The 17,002-nt window shown below is 58.4% G+C and carries 12 protein-coding genes, 1 tRNA gene, 2 rRNA genes and 1 pseudogene; 4 read left to right on the top strand and 12 right to left on the bottom strand.

The features are described from left to right. Positions 1-8: 8 nt before the first annotated feature. Both GWQ29_RS13790 and srlA read right to left on the bottom strand, forming a co-directional pair. Positions 9-998 carry a PTS glucitol/sorbitol transporter subunit IIB gene (locus GWQ29_RS13790; protein WP_219597837.1) on the bottom strand — a complete coding sequence of 330 codons (990 nt, stop codon included), beginning with the start codon at positions 996-998 and terminating at the stop codon, positions 9-11. Positions 999-1,018: 20 nt separating this feature from the next. Then, a complete protein-coding gene (gene srlA, locus GWQ29_RS13785; protein WP_005318636.1) occupies positions 1,019-1,576 on the bottom strand; it encodes a glucitol/sorbitol-specific PTS transporter subunit IIC in 558 nt (185 codons plus the stop codon). A 416-nt stretch (positions 1,577-1,992) separates the two neighbouring features. Here srlA and GWQ29_RS13780 point away from each other — a divergent pair. Both GWQ29_RS13780 and GWQ29_RS13775 read left to right on the top strand, forming a co-directional pair. Next, positions 1,993-2,461: pseudogene (locus tag GWQ29_RS13780) on the top strand (hypothetical protein); the annotation flags it as partial. 273 nt (positions 2,462-2,734) lie between these two features. Continuing rightward, positions 2,735-3,826, top strand: coding sequence for a type I restriction endonuclease (locus tag GWQ29_RS13775; RefSeq protein WP_005318631.1), 1,092 nt, complete (start codon positions 2,735-2,737; stop codon positions 3,824-3,826). A 60-nt stretch (positions 3,827-3,886) separates the two neighbouring features. On the opposite strand, the gene GWQ29_RS13770 is transcribed toward GWQ29_RS13775, so the two are convergent. From GWQ29_RS13770 to GWQ29_RS13745, 6 genes are all read right to left on the bottom strand, one after another. Continuing rightward, a complete protein-coding gene (locus GWQ29_RS13770; RefSeq protein ID WP_275919649.1) occupies positions 3,887-4,621 on the bottom strand; it encodes an SDR family oxidoreductase in 735 nt (244 codons plus the stop codon). 72 nt (positions 4,622-4,693) lie between these two features. Continuing rightward, positions 4,694-5,233: a GNAT family N-acetyltransferase gene (locus tag GWQ29_RS13765; RefSeq protein ID WP_275919648.1), complete on the bottom strand. Its 540-nt coding sequence runs from the start codon at positions 5,231-5,233 to the stop codon at positions 4,694-4,696. Positions 5,234-5,407: 174 nt separating this feature from the next. After that, positions 5,408-7,561, bottom strand: a complete 2,154-nt coding sequence (locus GWQ29_RS13760) for an AsmA family protein (protein WP_275919647.1) — start codon at positions 7,559-7,561, stop codon at positions 5,408-5,410. A 214-nt stretch (positions 7,562-7,775) separates the two neighbouring features. Further along, positions 7,776-9,923, bottom strand: a complete 2,148-nt coding sequence (locus tag GWQ29_RS13755; RefSeq protein WP_275919646.1) for a prolyl oligopeptidase family serine peptidase — start codon at positions 9,921-9,923, stop codon at positions 7,776-7,778. A gap of 280 nt (positions 9,924-10,203) precedes the next feature. After that, positions 10,204-12,153: a MacB family efflux pump subunit gene (locus GWQ29_RS13750; RefSeq protein ID WP_345893334.1), complete on the bottom strand. Its 1,950-nt coding sequence runs from the start codon at positions 12,151-12,153 to the stop codon at positions 10,204-10,206. Positions 12,154-12,155: 2 nt separating this feature from the next. After that, a complete protein-coding gene (locus tag GWQ29_RS13745) occupies positions 12,156-13,310 on the bottom strand; it encodes an efflux RND transporter periplasmic adaptor subunit (RefSeq protein ID WP_275919645.1) in 1,155 nt (384 codons plus the stop codon). A 149-nt stretch (positions 13,311-13,459) separates the two neighbouring features. Here GWQ29_RS13745 and GWQ29_RS13740 point away from each other — a divergent pair, with 149 nt between their 5' ends. Both GWQ29_RS13740 and GWQ29_RS13735 read left to right on the top strand, forming a co-directional pair. Further along, positions 13,460-14,140 (top strand): response regulator transcription factor, encoded by a 681-nt coding sequence (locus GWQ29_RS13740; RefSeq protein ID WP_125599806.1) that lies wholly within the window; start codon positions 13,460-13,462, stop codon positions 14,138-14,140. Next, entirely contained in the window at positions 14,137-15,426 is a 1,290-nt protein-coding gene (locus tag GWQ29_RS13735; RefSeq protein ID WP_275919644.1) for an ATP-binding protein, read from the top strand. The genes GWQ29_RS13740 and GWQ29_RS13735 overlap by 4 nt, the downstream gene beginning before the upstream one ends. Positions 15,427-15,483: 57 nt before the next feature. On the opposite strand, the gene GWQ29_RS13730 is transcribed toward GWQ29_RS13735, so the two are convergent. From GWQ29_RS13730 to GWQ29_RS13715, 4 genes are all read right to left on the bottom strand, one after another. Then, a complete protein-coding gene (locus GWQ29_RS13730) occupies positions 15,484-15,984 on the bottom strand; it encodes an NUDIX domain-containing protein (protein ID WP_275919643.1) in 501 nt (166 codons plus the stop codon). Between the two features lie 409 nt (positions 15,985-16,393). Beyond that, positions 16,394-16,470 (bottom strand) — tRNA-Asp (locus GWQ29_RS13725). A gap of 97 nt (positions 16,471-16,567) precedes the next feature. Beyond that, positions 16,568-16,682: ribosomal RNA gene (gene rrf / locus GWQ29_RS13720) — 5S ribosomal RNA — on the bottom strand. 128 nt (positions 16,683-16,810) lie between these two features. After that, positions 16,811-17,002, bottom strand: a 23S ribosomal RNA gene (locus GWQ29_RS13715); the annotation flags it as partial.

Below are 17,002 nucleotides of genomic sequence, written 5' to 3'. Positions count from 1 at the left end.
AAGCGTGATTACTGATAAATGAAAAATGAAATAAACCAGGCAAAAGCAACCGTAGGTGCTCCCGTTAGAAAACGGGAATAAAGTACCGATGGGACACCTACCTGTACCGTGTCTGGTTTTGCCTCTGCCAGGCTTAGCCCAACCGGTATGAAGTCACAAGCAGCCTGGGCGTTGATAGCAAACAGAGCGGGCAATGCCAGATGAGGCGGTATGTTACCCAAACCGATCTGGGTTCCTACCAAGACACCAATGACTTGTGCAATAACGGCCCCAGGCCCAAGAAAGGGAGAGAGGAACGGAAAAGAGCAAATAAGTGCCAGTATGATTAGACCAACCGGATTCTGAGCTAGCGGAATAAGTGCATGCGCTATCACATCACCGATTCCAGAAGCCAGTATTACCCCAATCAACATTGATACAAATGCCATGAAGGGAATAATGGAGTTGATGACAGTGTTGATGGTTTCCCGACCAGCCTGAAAGAAGGTTGCCATGACCCCGCCCATGCCAATCCCTATTTTTGCAAGCAAGCTGTCACTTTGCTCACTCAGTTTTTTGCTACTGTCGTATTGAGGTTTGTCTGCATTCTGAACCAAAGTCTGTGGGGCTGCCTCTGTAGACACATCCCCGTTGGCATTTTGCAACCTGATATTATCAGGCGTGACTCCTGAAACATAAATATCCTCAACGATAAACTGTGCCATTGGGCCGCTTTTGCCGGTTGAATGAATATTCACAGTAGGAATTTTCTTTTTAGGATAGAGACCACAACGCAGCGTACCACCACAATCGATGATGACGACTGCGATCTCTTCCTCGGGTACAGAAGACTTGAAGCCATCCACTGCCTCCATACCGGACAACTCTACCATTCTGTCAACAATATCGGGGCGGGTACCTGCCGTGATATACAGAATTTTATTGCCAGGCTTGATCGGCACAATCAGTGGACCACCCCAACCCGAAGCGCCTTTTGTTATATAGAGTACATTATCCATGATGAAACTCCTGAGTTAACTTAAGCAGTGACTTTAATATTGACTTCGCCACTAAGATAAATCCCTTGCTGACGCTCAACAAATGCCGTCGTCAAATCTGTTACCCAGCCGCGGAAGAAATTACTTATCATGCCAACCAATAAATAACTCATGGCCAAAGGTGCCAATGGCAAACCAAGCTGAGTCAGCCCACTTGCGATACCCAGATAAACGAACAGCTCACCAGGATTAACATGAGGAAATAGACCATTCATCGAATGGCAACTGTAGGAGGCTGCTGCATAATAAGATGGCTTATATCGTTCAGGCAGAAAACGCCCCAAACTGAGGGTCATCGGGTTCATAAAAACAAATGTACCAATGACCGGCAGTATCAAATATCTGGAAATGGGATTGCCAGCGCTTTTTGCGGCCAAGCGTTCCACTCGTTCCTGACCAATGAATGCAATCAAGGCATTCATTGCGATCATCAGGGATATGAGCAAGGGAAGAATGCCAGTCATCATGCCGACAAATACCTCACCTCCTTTATGGAACAGTCCAATGAACCATTCCGCTGCATGAATAATGATATCCATGGTGTAGTCCTCAAGTAACTCCAGTGGTTGATAAGGGCACACAGAATGTGGATGACTTCAGCTGTGTGACGGGGGTTTGGCTGCTTCCTTGATAGCGTGCGACCCCAGCAACCCAATACTTTCACAATGAAAGGCGATTTTCACAAAATGATTTTCAATGTGTGATTTCAGTAGCACTTTTTCCGTTTTTACCCTTGAATTTCGCTAACTATGCCACCTGTGGCGAACAAGCCAAGGCTGACAATCTCAAAAATTGTAAAACACAACAAGCTGAATCGTTACAGTAACAATTCTACATCTATCGATTTTTTCATATTGAAAATCAAAGCTAGCTCCCATCGTTCAACTACATGGCAATTCACTGAAAAACGGGGGCACTTATTGGGCTTCAAGCTGAGCAGTGAAGCCTGCAAACCCTGTATGAGAGCGCCACGGCTGATGCCCTGGTGGCCAATCAGGCCGCTGGACCAAGATGAGCAAACGCTCGCCCGAAGTGGCTGTGAGAGACCAACGCGGTTTCGCCGTGGTGGCTTATGGCAAGATCGGCGGTATCGCGCTCGGCTACGGCTCGGGTCTGGTGTTCTTGCACGGCAGCAACCCCGACATCGACAAAGACGGGCACAAGCCCATCGACAGACGCCCGTTCTACCTGCGCCAGTGAGCAGTACCAGCAGGCTGCTGGTACGAGCCCGTCCCATGACCGAGTTTGTCATGGGGGGCATACCCCAGGAGCAGGCGAAAGGGCTGACACACGCCTATCTGGAGATCCGCCACCCGGGTCATCACCGCAATCTCCCGGAGACCTCCCGCAAGGTGGGTGACAACCAGTTGCTGACCAAACGGAGCCATGTGCTGGCGGTCTGGCAACGGCTGTTGGGGGAGTGAAACAAGGCTCGGCTGGATCAATGAAAAGGGGCGCTTCAGCGCCCCTTTTCATTATGAATATCAGCCCGGAACCCGAGTTTCCTTCACATAATACTCAATAGCGGTGAGCTGGATCCTGTTTCAAGCATTCACAACTTGGCATCGTATGACACTTTTCTGAATATAAGTGGAGATCAACTATGTCTACGTTATCACCCGATTTCTAGCCCGAAATGGTGAAAGTGGAATGTCAATTCAGCCATGCCAACACCCAGTGTCCATGTGGAGATAAAAATGGATTTTTCAGAACAGTTACAGAGCCTAGCCAAAAAGATTGCTCAACAGTCGTCGATGATCACGACCGAAGAGGCAACCAAGAATGCGTTTGTAATGCCATTTCTCAACCGCGTACTGGGGTATGATGTATTCGACCCCACCGAAGTAATTCCAGAATTCACCGCAGATACTGGTATCAAAAAGGGGGAAAAAGTTGACTATGCCATTCTTAAGGATGGACAGATTCAGATTCTGGTTGAGTGCAAAAAGTACAGTGAGAAACTGTCAACCAAGCACTCGGGACAACTCTTTCGTTATTTTTCTGTCACTAATGCCCGCATCGGCATCCTGACCAATGGTGCTCAATATGAGTTTTATACCGACCTTGATGCACCAAACAAGATGGACGAGAAACCATTTCTAACGCTCGATTTAGAAGACATTGATGAACACATAGTGCCTGAGGTATTGAAGCTGACCAAGACCTCCTTTGATGTAGAGTCGGTTGTCGATGCAGCAGGAGAGCTAAAATATCTCAGTCAAATCAAGAGACTACTGGCTGAGCAGTTTGGTTCGCCAGAAGAGGACTTTGTTAAGTTCTTTGCATCCAGGATCTATGATGGTGTGCTTACCGCAAGGGTCAAGCAGTCCTTTACCGATATAACCAAGAAAGCCCTCAGTCAGTTTCTCAATGACAGCATCAATGCACGGTTAAAATCAGCAATTGGTAGCACAGTTAGCTCCTCGGCTATCCAGCCTGCATTTGATAGTGGCCTATCAAGTGATAACAATGAAGTCGATAATAGTGAGGAAAAATCAAAGGTAGATACCACCATTGAAGAGATGGAAGGTTTCAATGTCGTCAAAGCAATCTTGAGACAACAGTTTGATGTAACCAGGATCGCAGCCAGAGATACTCAAAGCTACTTTGGCATACTGCTCGATGACAATAACCGCAAGCCACTATGCCGGTTACATTTCAATGCAAAGCAAAAATATATTGGTTTGTTTGACGCCGACAAAAAAGAAACCAGGCATCCCATTAGCTCTATCGATGAAATATTTACCTTTGCCGACCAGCTACTGACGGCCACTGCCGTCTACGAATAATCCTGATTGGGGGCGGATTAATTCCGTCCCCCCTCCTTCAACCAAGTCTGCGCAAAATGCCTATCGCCCCCCGGCAAGATCGATAAAGGTGCCGGTGGCGTAGGAAGCTTCGTCCGACAGCAGCCAGGCAATGGCGGCGGCCACCTCGGCTGGTTGACCGCCCCGCTGTAGCGGGATCTGGTTTTTCACCCTCTCCACCCGGTCGGGTTCACCGCCGTCGGCATGCATCTCTGTGTAGATAAAGCCAGGGCGTACCCCGTTGACCCGGATCCCCTGCGCCGCCACCTCCAGCGACAAGCCTTTGGTCAGCACATCTATGGCCCCCTTGGAGGCGGCATAGTCCACGTATTCACCCGCCGAACCGAGGCGAGCGGCAGCCGAGGAGACATTGACGATGGCGCAGCCCGCCGTCATGCGGCGCACCGCCTCACGGCAGCAGAGAAAATAGCCGGTCACATTGGTGGTCAGTGTCTTGTTGATACGCTCGGCGCTCATCTCCAGCACCTTCATCTGTGGCTGCAAGATACCGGCGTTGTTGACCAGATGGGTAATCACCCCGAGCCGCTCGTCCATCTCCTCGAACAGGCGCACCACCTCGGCCTCGACGCTGATATCCGCCTGCACCGCTATGCAGGATACCGGATGTTGCGCCCGGATCTGTGCCACCAGCGTCTCGGCAGCCTGCCGGTCATGGCGATAGTTGATGCAGATATGATAACCCTGCCCCGCCAGATAGCGGGCAGTGGCCGCCCCGATCCCACGGCTGCCACCCGTGATCAGCACATTCCTGTTCATTGAACCTCCTTGTTCTTCGCCCTGATTGCCAGTCTCCGATACTGTCCGATAGCAGGCCAACCAGGATGCCGGTCAGGCAGTCACGCCGTGGTCCATCACCCGCGCCACCAGCATCCGGTTGAACTGCTGGTACTCATAGAGGTTGATGGGATCTGGGTAGCTCAACACCCGCAGCTCGTGCCCCTGATAGTCAGGATGATAGGGCGGATGCACATGGTCATGGTCGTTGAGACAAAAGCCCAGCGACTGGTAGAAGCGCAGCCGCCGGATGGCAATCTCATCCTCTGGCGGATCAATCTCCAGGATAACGGAGCGCCCAGCCGTCTCGCAGAAGTCAGCAAGCAGGCGGGAGCCATGGTTCTGGCCGCGCAGGGCCGGATTGATGGCCAGATGCTCGATATAGATCTGCTCGCCGCAGGCCCACCAGAAGATAAAGCCGAGCAGCAAGTCGCCTTGATAAAAGAGCTGACAGTGAAAGTGAGGATCCGCCATCTTGACCTGCTGATGTTGCGGCTGGCGTTGCTCGTAGTGCGGGAAGCTGCTGCCATAGATCTGCCAGACCAGAGGCCAGTCTGGATGGGATATCTCTCTCACTACTTCACTTCGGCTCATTCATCTACTCCTTGGCAAAACAACAGTGATATCACCTTTGGGACAAGGGTACATCCCCATTTTTAACCAGAAGCAGCCATGACTCTCTTGCCGCCGGCCCTCCGACGCATGGACAAGCGGCAGCAAAGAGCCCGCACGGGGCGGGCTCTGAATGGCAATAACAGGAAGGAGTTGCTACTTGAACAGCCCCTTGAGCAGCTGATCGGCCACCCCTTTGACAGCGTCGTTGTCAGCCTTGTCACCCAACAGCTTCTTGAGACCGCGCTCGGCCTCCTTGCGGGCCTTCTCCTCCAGCACCTTGTTGTTGGTGAGCAACTCTTTCACATCCAGCCGATAGGTAGGGGCCTGCCAGTGGCCGCCGATGCGTACCGGTATTGTGATGTCCTTCAGCTCATCCACCCCCTTGCCCCCCTGGCCTTTGCTGCTCTCCACTATGGAGGTGAGGAACAGAAAATCGAGGGTTTGGGGCACCAATGCCGTCTGACCCTGGCCCCGCACTCGCAGGGCCGGGGCGAACAGCTGGATATCGTCGCTGCGCGCCACGCCGTTCGCCAACTGGAAGCTGGCGGTGAGGGCGCTGAAGTCGGTCTTGCGTGCCTCCTTGACCTGATCTGTCCCCTTGCCGGTCAGAGTGGCTCGCGCCTCGCGGATCATCTCGGCCAGGTTGATGCCATGCAGGGCACCATCGCTCAACTTGAGGCTCACCTTGCCCTGCATCTTGTCGCGCAGCGCCTGCTCAGACAGTCCAGTGCCCTGCACCTGCACCTCGAGATCCCCCTTGCCTTCCAGCAGATCGCTCTGGGCCAGGGTTTGCAGCAGCGGGCGCACATTCACCCCTTGCACCCGTTTGTGTACCTGATAACGGGCTGGTTGCTGACGCGCATCTATTGAACCCTCGGCGGTCACCTGACCACCGGCCACACCGGCACTGAATTGCTTGAGGGTGAGCTGGCTACCGGCCAGGGCAAGTTGCAGATCGACGGTGCTCAAGTCCAGCCCCTTCAACCGCAGGCTATCAAGCTGCAAGCGCCCGGCAAGATCGAATGCCTTGAGCGCGCTCAGGTCCGGTTCTACCGTCGAGATCCCCTTGGCAGCCTTGGCGGGCACTGCGCCTTTATCATCCACTTTCGCCGCAGCGGGCTGCACCGGAGCGGCTGCCTTGGCTGTTGCCGGTTCGCCGAGCCAGCTGTCGAGATCCAGCTTGTCGCCCTTGAGATCAAATTCAATCTTGGGCACGGCACCGAGTCGCACCGCCCCTTCACCACGGAGCAGGGCATCGTCGGCGCTCATCACCAGCTTGCTCAGGGTGATCTTCTGCTGATCCAGCTCGGCGCGGGCAAACCCAGCCAGTTTGAGGTTCATCTGCGGGCGTGGCAGTGCTTTACCTTGCAGATTGGCCGCCAGCTTCGCATCCGAGACTTCGACCAGTTGCAAACCCTTGTCTACTCGCGCCTTGAGAGTTCCCTCCAGCGAGCCGGCCAGAGTCGGTTGGTCACCTTCCAGCTGGGCGCCTTGCAGGTTCAGGGTGAGGCTGCTCCACTCTCCCAGTGCCAGCCGATCGGCCTTGACCGAGAAGCTATCCAGCCGCTGTTGCGGCTGGCTGAGGCTGCCGCTCAGACTCAGGTTTTTCAGCTCGCTGGCCAACGCATCCTGTGCCAGCTTGACCTCTCCTTCCCCCTTGATATCGAAGGCAAGCTTGCCTTGCGCCCCCTTGGCGGCCAGGGTCACCGGCACCCACTGACCCGGCGTCAGCTGGCCGAGAGCAAGATCGAGCTGATCGAGCCGGGAGAGAGTGCCGTTGCGATCGTCCTGCACCAGAGCGCTGGCCTGCTCCAGCACCACTCCCTGCAAAGTGATCTGCCAGGTCTGGCCATTGCTCGCAGGGGGCTGGCTCTGGCCACCTGGCGCGGGCTCGCTGTCCTTCGCCGCCTCAGGCGTCTTGATGAGATCGTTCAGGTTTGAGCTGCCATCGGCCCTGGTCTGGATAAACAGATGGGCACCGGTCAGGGTCACCTCGCCAATGTCCAGTCGATGGGAGAGCAGGGGTAACACGGCGACCGAGGCATCCCCCCGCTCGAAGCGCACCAGATCCGGCTCGGCAAAACCAGCCGGGTTGCGAAGCGCCACCCGCTCGAGGGAGAGACCCAGACTCGGCCAGAAACGCCAGCCGATATCCCCCTCCATCACCAGCTCGCGGCCTGTACTCTTGCGTACCTGCTCCACCAGTTGTGGCTTGAACTCATTGGGGTCAATCAGCTTGACCAGGGCTGTGATGACTACCAGGGCGGCCAATGCCAGCCCCAGCAAGATGTAAATGATCTTCTTCACGATGGACTCCTTGAATGCTGATCCTGTGGCTGACTATACCACCGGGGACGGGGTAGATGGCCCCCTCCACACAAAACGGGAGAATGGCGAGACAGGGATGGTCGCGACATGGGAGCACAAGGCGTGAGTCGCTCAGTGGCCACAAGAAAAGGGCCCCGCAGGGCCCTGATGTCATGGTCTGGTCGGCAACGGCCAGTAGCCCATCTCGCATGGGTCAGGGTAGACGCGGCAACTGCCGGTAGCCCATCTCGTACAAGGTGAAGGCGTAGATGTCCGCGCTCTGCTCGATCAGCTTGGCCACCGGCGTGCCTGCTCCATGCCCGGCATTGGTCTCGATGCGAATGAACTGGGGGTTGGGCCCCGCGTTGTCGGCCTGCAAGGTGGCGGCAAACTTGAAGGAGTGGGCTGGCACCACACGGTCGTCGTGATCCGCCGTGGTGACCATGGTAGAGGGGTAGCTGACACCGGCCCGCACATTGTGCAGCGGTGAGTAGCCCTTCAGGTAGTCGAACATGGCCTCGCTGTCGGCGCTGGTACCGTAGTCGTAGGCCCAGCCAGCCCCGGCGGTAAAGGTGTGATAGCGCAGCATGTCGAGTACCCCCACCGCAGGCAAGGCAACACGCATCAGATCCGGCCGCTGGGTCATGACGGCCCCCACCAGCAGACCGCCGTTGGAACCACCTCGCACAGCCAGCCTGTCGCTGGAGGTATAGCCTTCAGCCTTCAGGTATTCGGCCGCGGCGATAAAGTCGTCGAACACGTTCTGCTTGTTCATCTGGGTGCCCGCCAGGTGCCAGGCCTGACCATACTCGCCGCCGCCCCGCAGGTTTGCCACCGCATAGACGCCTCCCAGATCCAGCCAGTTGGCGACCGCCACGCTGAAGCTCGGGGTCAGGCTCACGTCAAAACCGCCATAGCCATAGAGGATGGTGGGATTGCTGCCATCGAGTTTCAGCCCCTTGCGGTAGCTGATGATGAGCGGTACCCAGGTGCCATCCTTGCTCTGGTAGAAGCGCTGCTCTGATACGTACTCCTCGGGCTTGAAGGGGGCCGCCGAGGCACGATAGAGGCTGATGGCCCCGCTCTTTGGCTCGAACTGGTAGAGGGTGGGCGGCTGGGCGTAGTTCTCGAAGCCGAAGTAGAGCGCGGGATCATCCTGCTTGCCGTTGAAGCCGCTGACGCTGCCAAGACCGGGCAGCGCCACCTCACGAATCCGTGTGCCGTCATGGTCGAACTGCTCGACCCGGGCGGTGGCATCCACCATGTATTCGGCAAACAGATAGCCGCTGCCGCTGTGCACCGTCAGCACCTGCTGGCGCTCGGGGATAAGGTCACGCCAGCGGGCGGGGCCGGGGTTACCCGCATCCACAGTCACCAGCCGGCGGTTGGGAGCATCCCGATTGGTCAGCAAGTAAAGCGTGCTGCCCTTGTTGTCCACCAGGCTCACGTCCGCATCCAGATCCCCCTGCACCGTCAGCAGCGGCGCGTTCTCCTCGCTCAGGTCCTTCACATAGAGGCGGTTGCCGGAGGTGGAGTCCGCCGCCGAGATGAGCAGGTAGCGATCATCCTCGCTCACGGTTGCCCCCACGTAGCGGTGCTGCTGGGCAGGGATGGCACCGAACACCAGGCGGTCATTCTGCTGCGCCGTGCCGAGCCGGTGGAAGTAGAGCTTGTGCTGATCCGTCCTGGCCGACAGCTCGCTGCCATCGGGTTTGTCGTAGCTCGAGTAGAAGAAGCCCTCGTTGCCCAGCCAGCTGATGCCGCTGAACTTCACGTCCTTGAGGGGTGCCTCAAGGGGCTGTTTGCTCTCCACGTCCATCAGGTGGATCTCGCGCCAGTCGCTGCCAGCCAGGGACAAGGAATAGGCCAGGATGCGGCCGTCCCGGGAGAAGCTCAGCTGATCCAGCGCCGTGGTGCCGTCGGGGCTGAGGGTATTGGGATCGAAGAACACCTCGGCGGGTTTACCCGCCTGCTGGCGCCACAGCACGTTCTGGTTCTGCAAGCCGTCGTTCTTGAAGAAGTAGTGGTAGCGCCCCTCGCGAAACGGCGCCCCCTCCTTGGCGTAGTTCCAGGAGGCGGCCAGTTTGTCCTTGATGGCATCGCGAAACGGAATACGTGCCAGATAATCCCGGGTGACACTGTTCTGGGCCTTGACCCAGGCCTCGGTCTCCGCGCTGCGGTCGTCTTCCAGCCAGCGATAGGGATCGGCCACGGCGTGACCGAAGTAGTGATCCACCTGATCGCTCTGGCGGGTGACGGGGTAGTGAAGACGCTCTTTCCCTGACATGACATCCTCTCGGGTTGAGTGGCTGCTGCAAGCACACAGCAGTGACAAAGCCAGCAGGCTGACAATGGATCGCATCGATGCAGCTCCCTGCGGTTCGGGTGAAACAGGCAGGTTAACAAAGAGCCGCGTCCATCGCATCCCCCTCAATACGGTAAAGGAGGGCGTAAAAAAACCGGGCACTGGGCCCGGTTGAAAAACCTGCGCAGAGCAGGGCGTGTCACGTCAATGACACAGTTCAGGCTTGCCAGACTGGCAGTCCATGCCGTCCGGCCAATCCGCACCCGGGGGTTGAAGAGGGATGAGCTCCCGCCCCCGGATGCGAATGAGTTGGCGCACGAAGGCGCCGAAAGTCTGGTTACTCCCGCTCAAGTGCATGGATGGGATCCATCCTCGCCGCCCGACGAGCCGGGAAAAAACCGAACAGCACGCCGATCAGGCTCGAGCAGAAGAAGGCAGCCAGCACGGCGCTTGCAGAGTAACGCATGGCAAACTGACTGCTGAAGTGCTCGAACAAGACGCCGACCAGCAGGGAGAGCAGCACTCCGGCGGCGCCCCCCAGCAGGCAGACCAGCACAGCCTCGATCAGAAACTGCTGCATGATGTCGCTGGCCCTGGCGCCTACCGCCATCCGCACACCTATCTCGCGAGTACGCTCCGTCACCGACACCAGCATGATGTTCATCACCCCTATGCCGCCCACCACCAGGGAGATGAGCGCTATCATGGCAACCAGCAGCGTCATGGTGGCAGTGGTGCTGGTGATGGCCTGACGGATGCTGTCGGTGTTGAGCACGAAGAAATCCTGGCTGCCATGGCGCTGGCGAAGCAGCCGGGTGAGACCATCCTCGGCGGCGGCCAGGGAAACCTCATCCTGCACCCGCACGCTGATGCTGCGCAGATAGCTCTGACCCAGCATCCGCTTCATGACCGTGGTGTGGGGGATCCAGACATTGAGGTTCTCGTCGCTGCCAAAGCCGCTCTGATTGCGGGCCACCACACCGATCACCCGGCACGGCAGCTTGCCCAGCAGGATCACCTGCCCGAGGGGTGATTCCCCCGCATCGAACAGTCGATCCCGGCTGTTCTCGTCTATCACCACCTCCTGCGCCAGACTGGCCACGCTGCCGGCATCGAACAACATGCCCTGCAACACCCGATAGCCGCGCACCTGAAAGAACTGATCCCCCACCCCGTTTACCGTGCCGGAGACCGCCTGACTGCCCCGGCGCAGCGTGGTGCTGGTCGCCAGACTGGGGGTCACGCTGTGAACATAATCGAGCCCGGCCAGGGCATCGGTATCCTCGGTCCGCAAGGTCTGTATCGCCTCGGCCCGCTTATCCCCGAAGCCGCTGCCGGGAAAGATCTCCAGTGTGCTGGTGCCCATGGCATTGATGTTGGCCAGCACCTGTTGCTGGGAGCCGCGCCCCAGCGCCACCACGGAAACCACGGAGGCGATACCTATGATGATGCCGAGCATGGTGAGGAAGGTGCGCATCCGCTGGGCCTGCATGGCCCGCAGCGCCATCCTGAAGGCAGAGGTAAACCTGTCCAGCCCGCCACCCCATGCAGAGCGACCAAGCCGGGGGGGCTTCTGGAAAGGTTGGGAGTCAGATGCCGGCACGCGGCGGCGATCGGCCACCACTTCCCCGTCCTTGAGCTCTATGATGCGCTCGGCCTGCTCGGCAATGCTCATGTCATGGGTCACTATCACCAGGGTATGACCCTGCTCATGCAAGGCATGCAGTATGCCGAGCACCTCTGTGCCACTGTGGCTGTCGAGCGCGCCAGTCGGTTCATCCGCCAGTATCACCTGACCACCATTGATGAGGGCACGGGCTATGCTGACCCGCTGCTGCTGGCCACCGGAGAGCTGGCTCGGCTTGTAGTCGAGCCGCGTACCCAGCCCCAGCCTGCGCAGCAGCGTCTCGGCCCTGGCCTGTCGCTCACCGGCAGCCAGACCGGCATAAATGGCTGGCAACGCCACATTGTCGCGGGCACTGAGATCCCCCAGCAGGTGGTAGCGCTGGAAGATGAAACCGAAATGCTCGCGGCGCAGCGCCGCCAGTTGATCCGCGGCCTGCTTGCTGGTCTCCTGACCGGCAACCCGGTAGTGACCGTCGCTCGGCTGGTCGAGGCAACCCAGAATGTTGAGCAGGGTCGATTTGCCGGAGCCGGAGGCACCGACGATGGCCACCATCTCCCCCCTCTCTATGGTCAGGTCGATCCCCTTGAGCACCTGTACCCGCTGATCCCCCTCGCCGAAGTGACGCTGGATCCCGCTCAGTTGCAGCAGTGGCTGGGTCATGATCACATCCCCATGGGCGGGCCCATGCGCCCGCTCTGCTGGCTCTGGGCCGTCAACTGGCTCACCACCACGGATTCCCCCGCCTCGAGGCCGCTCAGGATCTGGGCATCCACCTTGTTGTTGAGGCCCACTTTCACCTGACGCCACTGCAGCTTGCCCGCACCATCCACCACCTGCACCCTGTCACCGCTCAGGGCGATGGCCGGGATCACCAGCGCATTGCGCTCGGTTGCCAGCACCAGGTGTACCTGAGCCGTCATGCCGATGCGCAGGGCGCCTTCCAGATTGCTCACTTCGAACAGGCCGTTGTAATAGACGGCTGTGGTGGTCGAACTGCTGGTGTCATCATTGATGGAGTCCGGCGCAGGCTCGATGGCGCGCAACCTGGCCTCGTAACGGTGCTCGGGCGCCCCCAGTATGGTGAAGTAGATGGGCAGGCCCGTGCTCACCCTGATCACGTCCGCCTCCGAGATCTGGGCCTCCACCGTCATGGTGTCGAGCCGCGCCACCTTGACGATGGTCGGGGTACTCTGCACCGCATTGACCGTCTGTCCCTGCTCCACCGGAATGGCCACTATGGTGCCCGCCATGGGGGCGACGATGCGGGTATAGCCCAGATTGACTCTGGCGGTATCCACGGCGATGCGGGCCTGCACCGCCTGCGCGGTCAGCGCCCGGATATCGGCGCGAGTGGCGATCAGGGTCGCCTCTGCGCTGTCATAGTCGGCCTGGCTACCGAGCCCCCGAGCCAGCACCTTGCGCTGACGCTCGAACACCAGCCCATTGTTGCGCAGGGTCGCCCGACGCGAGGCCAGCTGGGCCTGCACATTGTCGAGGGCGGCCTCGGCATCCTTGAGGGCGTTCTGCTGGGTGAGATCGTCGATCTCGACCAGCAGATCGCCCTGCTTAACCTGATCCCCGAGCGCAACGTGCAAGACCTTGATCTGGCCGGAGACCTGCGCCCCCACACTCACTAGCTTCTGGGCCTGCAGGGTACCGTCAGCCAGCACGCTCTGCTCCAGATCGCGCCGCTCGGCGGTGGCTGTGATATAGGAAGCCACCGGCGCCGCACCGGTCGCGCTGAAAAACCAGCCCACCGCAATCAGCAAGAGAGCTGGCAGCAGCAGACGGACAACGAAGAGACGGGTACGGGTCATCGGGGATATCCTTGGATGAAACAAGCCAGCGCAATGTACCCCAATGCCCGGTTAAGCCTCCTGCAGGGCAGTGTAAGGATTGCGTAAAAGCAGCTGCCAGCCGCATGCAGACACGGGAAAATGGCGCCGACTCGAGAGGGAGAAGAGCAATGAAGATCCTGCTGGTAGACGATGACCTGGAGCTTGGCACCATGCTGAGTGAATACCTGGGCGGCGAAGGCTTTGTCACCACCCATGTGCTGACCGGCAAGAGCGGTGTGCAACACGCTCTTTCCGGCAACTATGTGGCCGTGGTGCTCGACATCATGCTGCCCGACATCAACGGCAGCGAGGTGCTGCGCCAGATCCGCCACGACAGCAAGATCCCCGTCATCATGCTCACCGCCAAGGGGGACAACATCGACCGGGTGATCGGACTGGAGATGGGGGCCGACGACTATGTGCCCAAGCCTTGTTACCCCAGAGAGCTGGTCGCCAGGCTGAGGGCAGTGCTGCGACGAGTCGAACCTGCACCGGCGCCAGCTGGCAAGAGTGACGGTTTGCGTCTGGCGGAACTGACCCTCTCCCCCGCCACTCGCCAGTGTCACTGGCAAGGCGAGCCACTGGAGCTGACCGCCACGGAATTCAATCTGCTGGAACTGCTGCTGCGGGCGCCGGAGCGGGTAGTCAGCAAGGATGAGCTATCCCTGCACGGACTGGGCCGCCCGCGCGAGCCCTATGATCGCAGCGTCGACGTGCACATCTGCAATATCCGCCAGAAGCTGCAGGCGCTGGCGGGTGAGGCCATCGGCATAGAGACGGTGCGCAGCATAGGATACCGGCTGACATGATCCTCAAGGGCCACCTGTTCTGGAAGATACTGTTCGGCTTCTGGTTCACCATCATAATGATGAGCCAGCTGCTATGGGTCGCTTTCAGTCTCTACAGCCATGAAGGGCCGCCAGAGGAGAGAATGGCGCGGCAGCTGGCCGGGCGGCAACTGAACTCGGCGGCGACCCTGCTGCAAGAAAAGGGACCCGCCGCCCTGAACACCCTGACGACCAGCTGGCCCGCAGGGGAACGCCCGCTTTTGCACATCCAGCAGAGTGAAGCAGCCCAATCCCCTTTCCCCCATCTGCTTACCCGCACTGTCAAAGGAGCCGATGGCCAGCGTTACTGGCTCGGTTACGACACGTCCGGCCTGCAGCAACAACTGGCACCGCCGCCGCGACGCAACGACTGGCTCAACATGCCTCTGCCCATGTGGTGGATAGGCGGCCTCGGCGGTCTCTTCTTCAGCGCCCTGCTCGCCTGGCATCTGACCCGTCCCATGAACCAGTTTCGGCAGGGATTCGAGCGTCTCGCCCAGGGTGATCTGGGCGTGCGTCTCTATCCTCTGATGCGACGACGCCACGACGAGATCAGCGAGGCGGCCCGTGACTTCGATGCCATGGCCGAACGGTTGCAACTGCTGGTCGAGAGCCGTGAACAGCTGCTGCACGACGTCTCCCACGAGCTGCGCTCTCCCCTCGCACGCCTGCAACTGGCTATCGGTCTGGCCCAACAGGATCCGGCCAGGATCGAGGGATCCCTGGCGCGGATCCAGCTCGAAACCCATCGCATGGACAAGATGATCGGCGAACTGCTCACCCTCACCCGCGCCAGCCACGGCGAACGGGACTGTGAGGAGTATTACGATCTGCAAGCCCTGGTTGAGGCTGTGGTGAGCGATGCCCGCTACGAGGCGCAGCACATGGGTGTCGAGATAAGGCAACAGGTGGATGAGGCAGTGGACCACACCATCTGCGGTCAGGCTGAGCTTATCCGCCGCGCGCTCGACAATGTGGTGCGCAATGCCCTTCGTTTCTCTCACCCTGGTCAATCCATCACCCTGACCCTGCACAGGCAAGGGGGAGAGTTCTCCATCGAGGTGGCGGATCAGGGCATGGGGGTGGACGAGACCAAGCTCTCCAGCATGTTCGATCCCTTCGTGCGGATCGGGTCCCCTTCTGCAGGCAAGGGCTATGGGCTGGGACTCGCCATCACTCGTAAAGCCATTCAGGCACAGGGCGGCCGGGTCGAGGCCAGAAATGGCGATAACGGCGGTTTGATAGTCACCCTCTCACTGCCGGGCTAGCCCCTTATTCCAGCTCAGCCATCTGGTCACGTCGTTCGAGAGCGGTGAGGCGGGCACTCATCCCCGCAACCTTTGCAGCTGGCCGATGGCTGCGCCCGTGGATCGGAAGGCAAACTCTGTGAGGTAGATCTCACGCAACTTTCGCCACTCACAAGCGGCCACATCATCGGCCGCGGTAACGGCGGGCTTGTGAGCCAGCTCCAGCATGAAGACGGTATCGCAGGTGTGATAGACAACATCGTCATAGGGGTAGACGTTGGCAAAGGAGCTGAGATAGCGAGGCGCCTCTCTCCCCAGATCCAGCCCCAGTTCCTCTTTCAGCTCCCTAACTAATGCGGCCTCCAGCGACTCTCCGGGATCGACGAAACCACCGGGCAGATCCAGCAGTCCTTTGCCAGGCTCCCGCCCTCGCACCGCAACCAGCACTTCATCCTGCCAGCAAAGCGCCACCATCACGGCCGACGCCACATTCTGGAAATAGTGGAAACCACAACCACAGGCAAACTCTTTCTCGCTGCGTTTTTGCAGCGATTCGATACCACAGCGCGGGCAGAACATAGAGGCCACCTCCCATTTGAAACCAAAGTGCATTGTATGCCGCAAACCTCTTCAAATCAGCCTGCATAGAGCCCACTGCTCGGCAGGTACTACAAGCAAGTGAGCCCCTGAGCCGAAATACAAAAGGCCCTCCCAAGAGGGAAAGCCTTGTTGTGTTGGAGCTTGGCTGTGATGCAAATTGGCAAAAAATACACGAGAAAAAGCCCAGTCTTTCGACTGGGCTTCTCAATTTACTGGCGGAGCGGACGGGGAGATGGACGCAGTCCAGCTCAAGCACAAGGGACTGCAGGCAGGGACCGAGTTGCCAGTGGCAAGTCGCAGCCCTGTCTGCTGCCCCTTGTTTCCTTATCCCGTTCGCAAATGCCAGAAAGCAAAAAGGCCTTCCCGATTGGGAAGGCCTTCAAATTAGTGGCGGAGCGGACGGGACTCGAACCCGCGACCCCCGGCGTGACAGGCCGGTATTCTAACCAACTGAACTACCGCTCCGCTGTCTGGTTAGCTTTTTGCTAAATTGTCTGCCGTTTCAATGAGGTGTCATCCTCTCGGCCAATCATGCAATGTCTGCACAACTGTCTAATTGGGTGCCTGGCAGTGTCCTACTCTCGCATGGCGAATGCCACACTACCATCGGCGCTACCGCGTTTCACTTCTGAGTTCGGCATGGGATCAGGTGGTTCCACGGCGCTATGGCCGCCAGGCAAATAACTTCAATCTGAGAAAGCTGACGTGAGTAATGATGTCGCTCGTGGCTTCATCACTATCACTGAATTAGTTAGTAGTTCGCTTGGTATCTGTTACAAGCCCCAGAACACTTCTTGGGTGTTGTATGGTTAAGCCTCACGGGTAATTAGTACGGGTTAGCTCAATGCATCGCTGCACTTACACACCCCGCCTATCAACGTTGTGGTCTCCAACGGCCCTTTAGGACCCTCAAGGGGTCAGGGATGACTCATCTCAGGGCTCGCTTCCCGCTTAGATGCTTTCAGCGGTTATCGATTCCGAACTTAGCTACCGGGCA

It is taken from the genome of Aeromonas sp. 2HA2, assembly GCF_029237345.1.
GTDB classification, from domain to species: Bacteria; Pseudomonadota; Gammaproteobacteria; order Enterobacterales; family Aeromonadaceae; genus Aeromonas; species Aeromonas salmonicida.
Note: the sequence above shows the minus strand (reverse complement) of the source record. Positions and strands in the feature narration are given on the sequence as shown.

Excerpts from the sequence above, each read along its gene's own strand:
- GWQ29_RS13790 (WP_219597837.1), bottom strand. The coding sequence starts at position 998 with ATGGATAATGTACTCTATATAACAAAAGGCGCTTCGGGTTGGGGTGGT.
- srlA (WP_005318636.1), bottom strand. The coding sequence starts at position 1,576 with ATGGATATCATTATTCATGCAGCGGAATGGTTCATTGGACTGTTCCAT.
- GWQ29_RS13775 (WP_005318631.1), top strand. The coding sequence starts at position 2,735 with ATGGATTTTTCAGAACAGTTACAGAGCCTAGCCAAAAAGATTGCTCAA.
- GWQ29_RS13770 (WP_275919649.1), bottom strand. The coding sequence starts at position 4,621 with ATGAACAGGAATGTGCTGATCACGGGTGGCAGCCGTGGGATCGGGGCG.
- GWQ29_RS13765 (WP_275919648.1), bottom strand. The coding sequence starts at position 5,233 with ATGAGCCGAAGTGAAGTAGTGAGAGAGATATCCCATCCAGACTGGCCT.
- GWQ29_RS13755 (WP_275919646.1), bottom strand. The coding sequence starts at position 9,923 with ATGCGATCCATTGTCAGCCTGCTGGCTTTGTCACTGCTGTGTGCTTGC.
- GWQ29_RS13750 (WP_345893334.1), bottom strand. The coding sequence starts at position 12,153 with ATGACCCAGCCACTGCTGCAACTGAGCGGGATCCAGCGTCACTTCGGC.
- GWQ29_RS13745 (WP_275919645.1), bottom strand. The coding sequence starts at position 13,310 with ATGACCCGTACCCGTCTCTTCGTTGTCCGTCTGCTGCTGCCAGCTCTC.
- GWQ29_RS13740 (WP_125599806.1), top strand. The coding sequence starts at position 13,460 with ATGAAGATCCTGCTGGTAGACGATGACCTGGAGCTTGGCACCATGCTG.
- GWQ29_RS13735 (WP_275919644.1), top strand. The coding sequence starts at position 14,137 with ATGATCCTCAAGGGCCACCTGTTCTGGAAGATACTGTTCGGCTTCTGG.
- GWQ29_RS13730 (WP_275919643.1), bottom strand. The coding sequence starts at position 15,984 with ATGTTCTGCCCGCGCTGTGGTATCGAATCGCTGCAAAAACGCAGCGAG.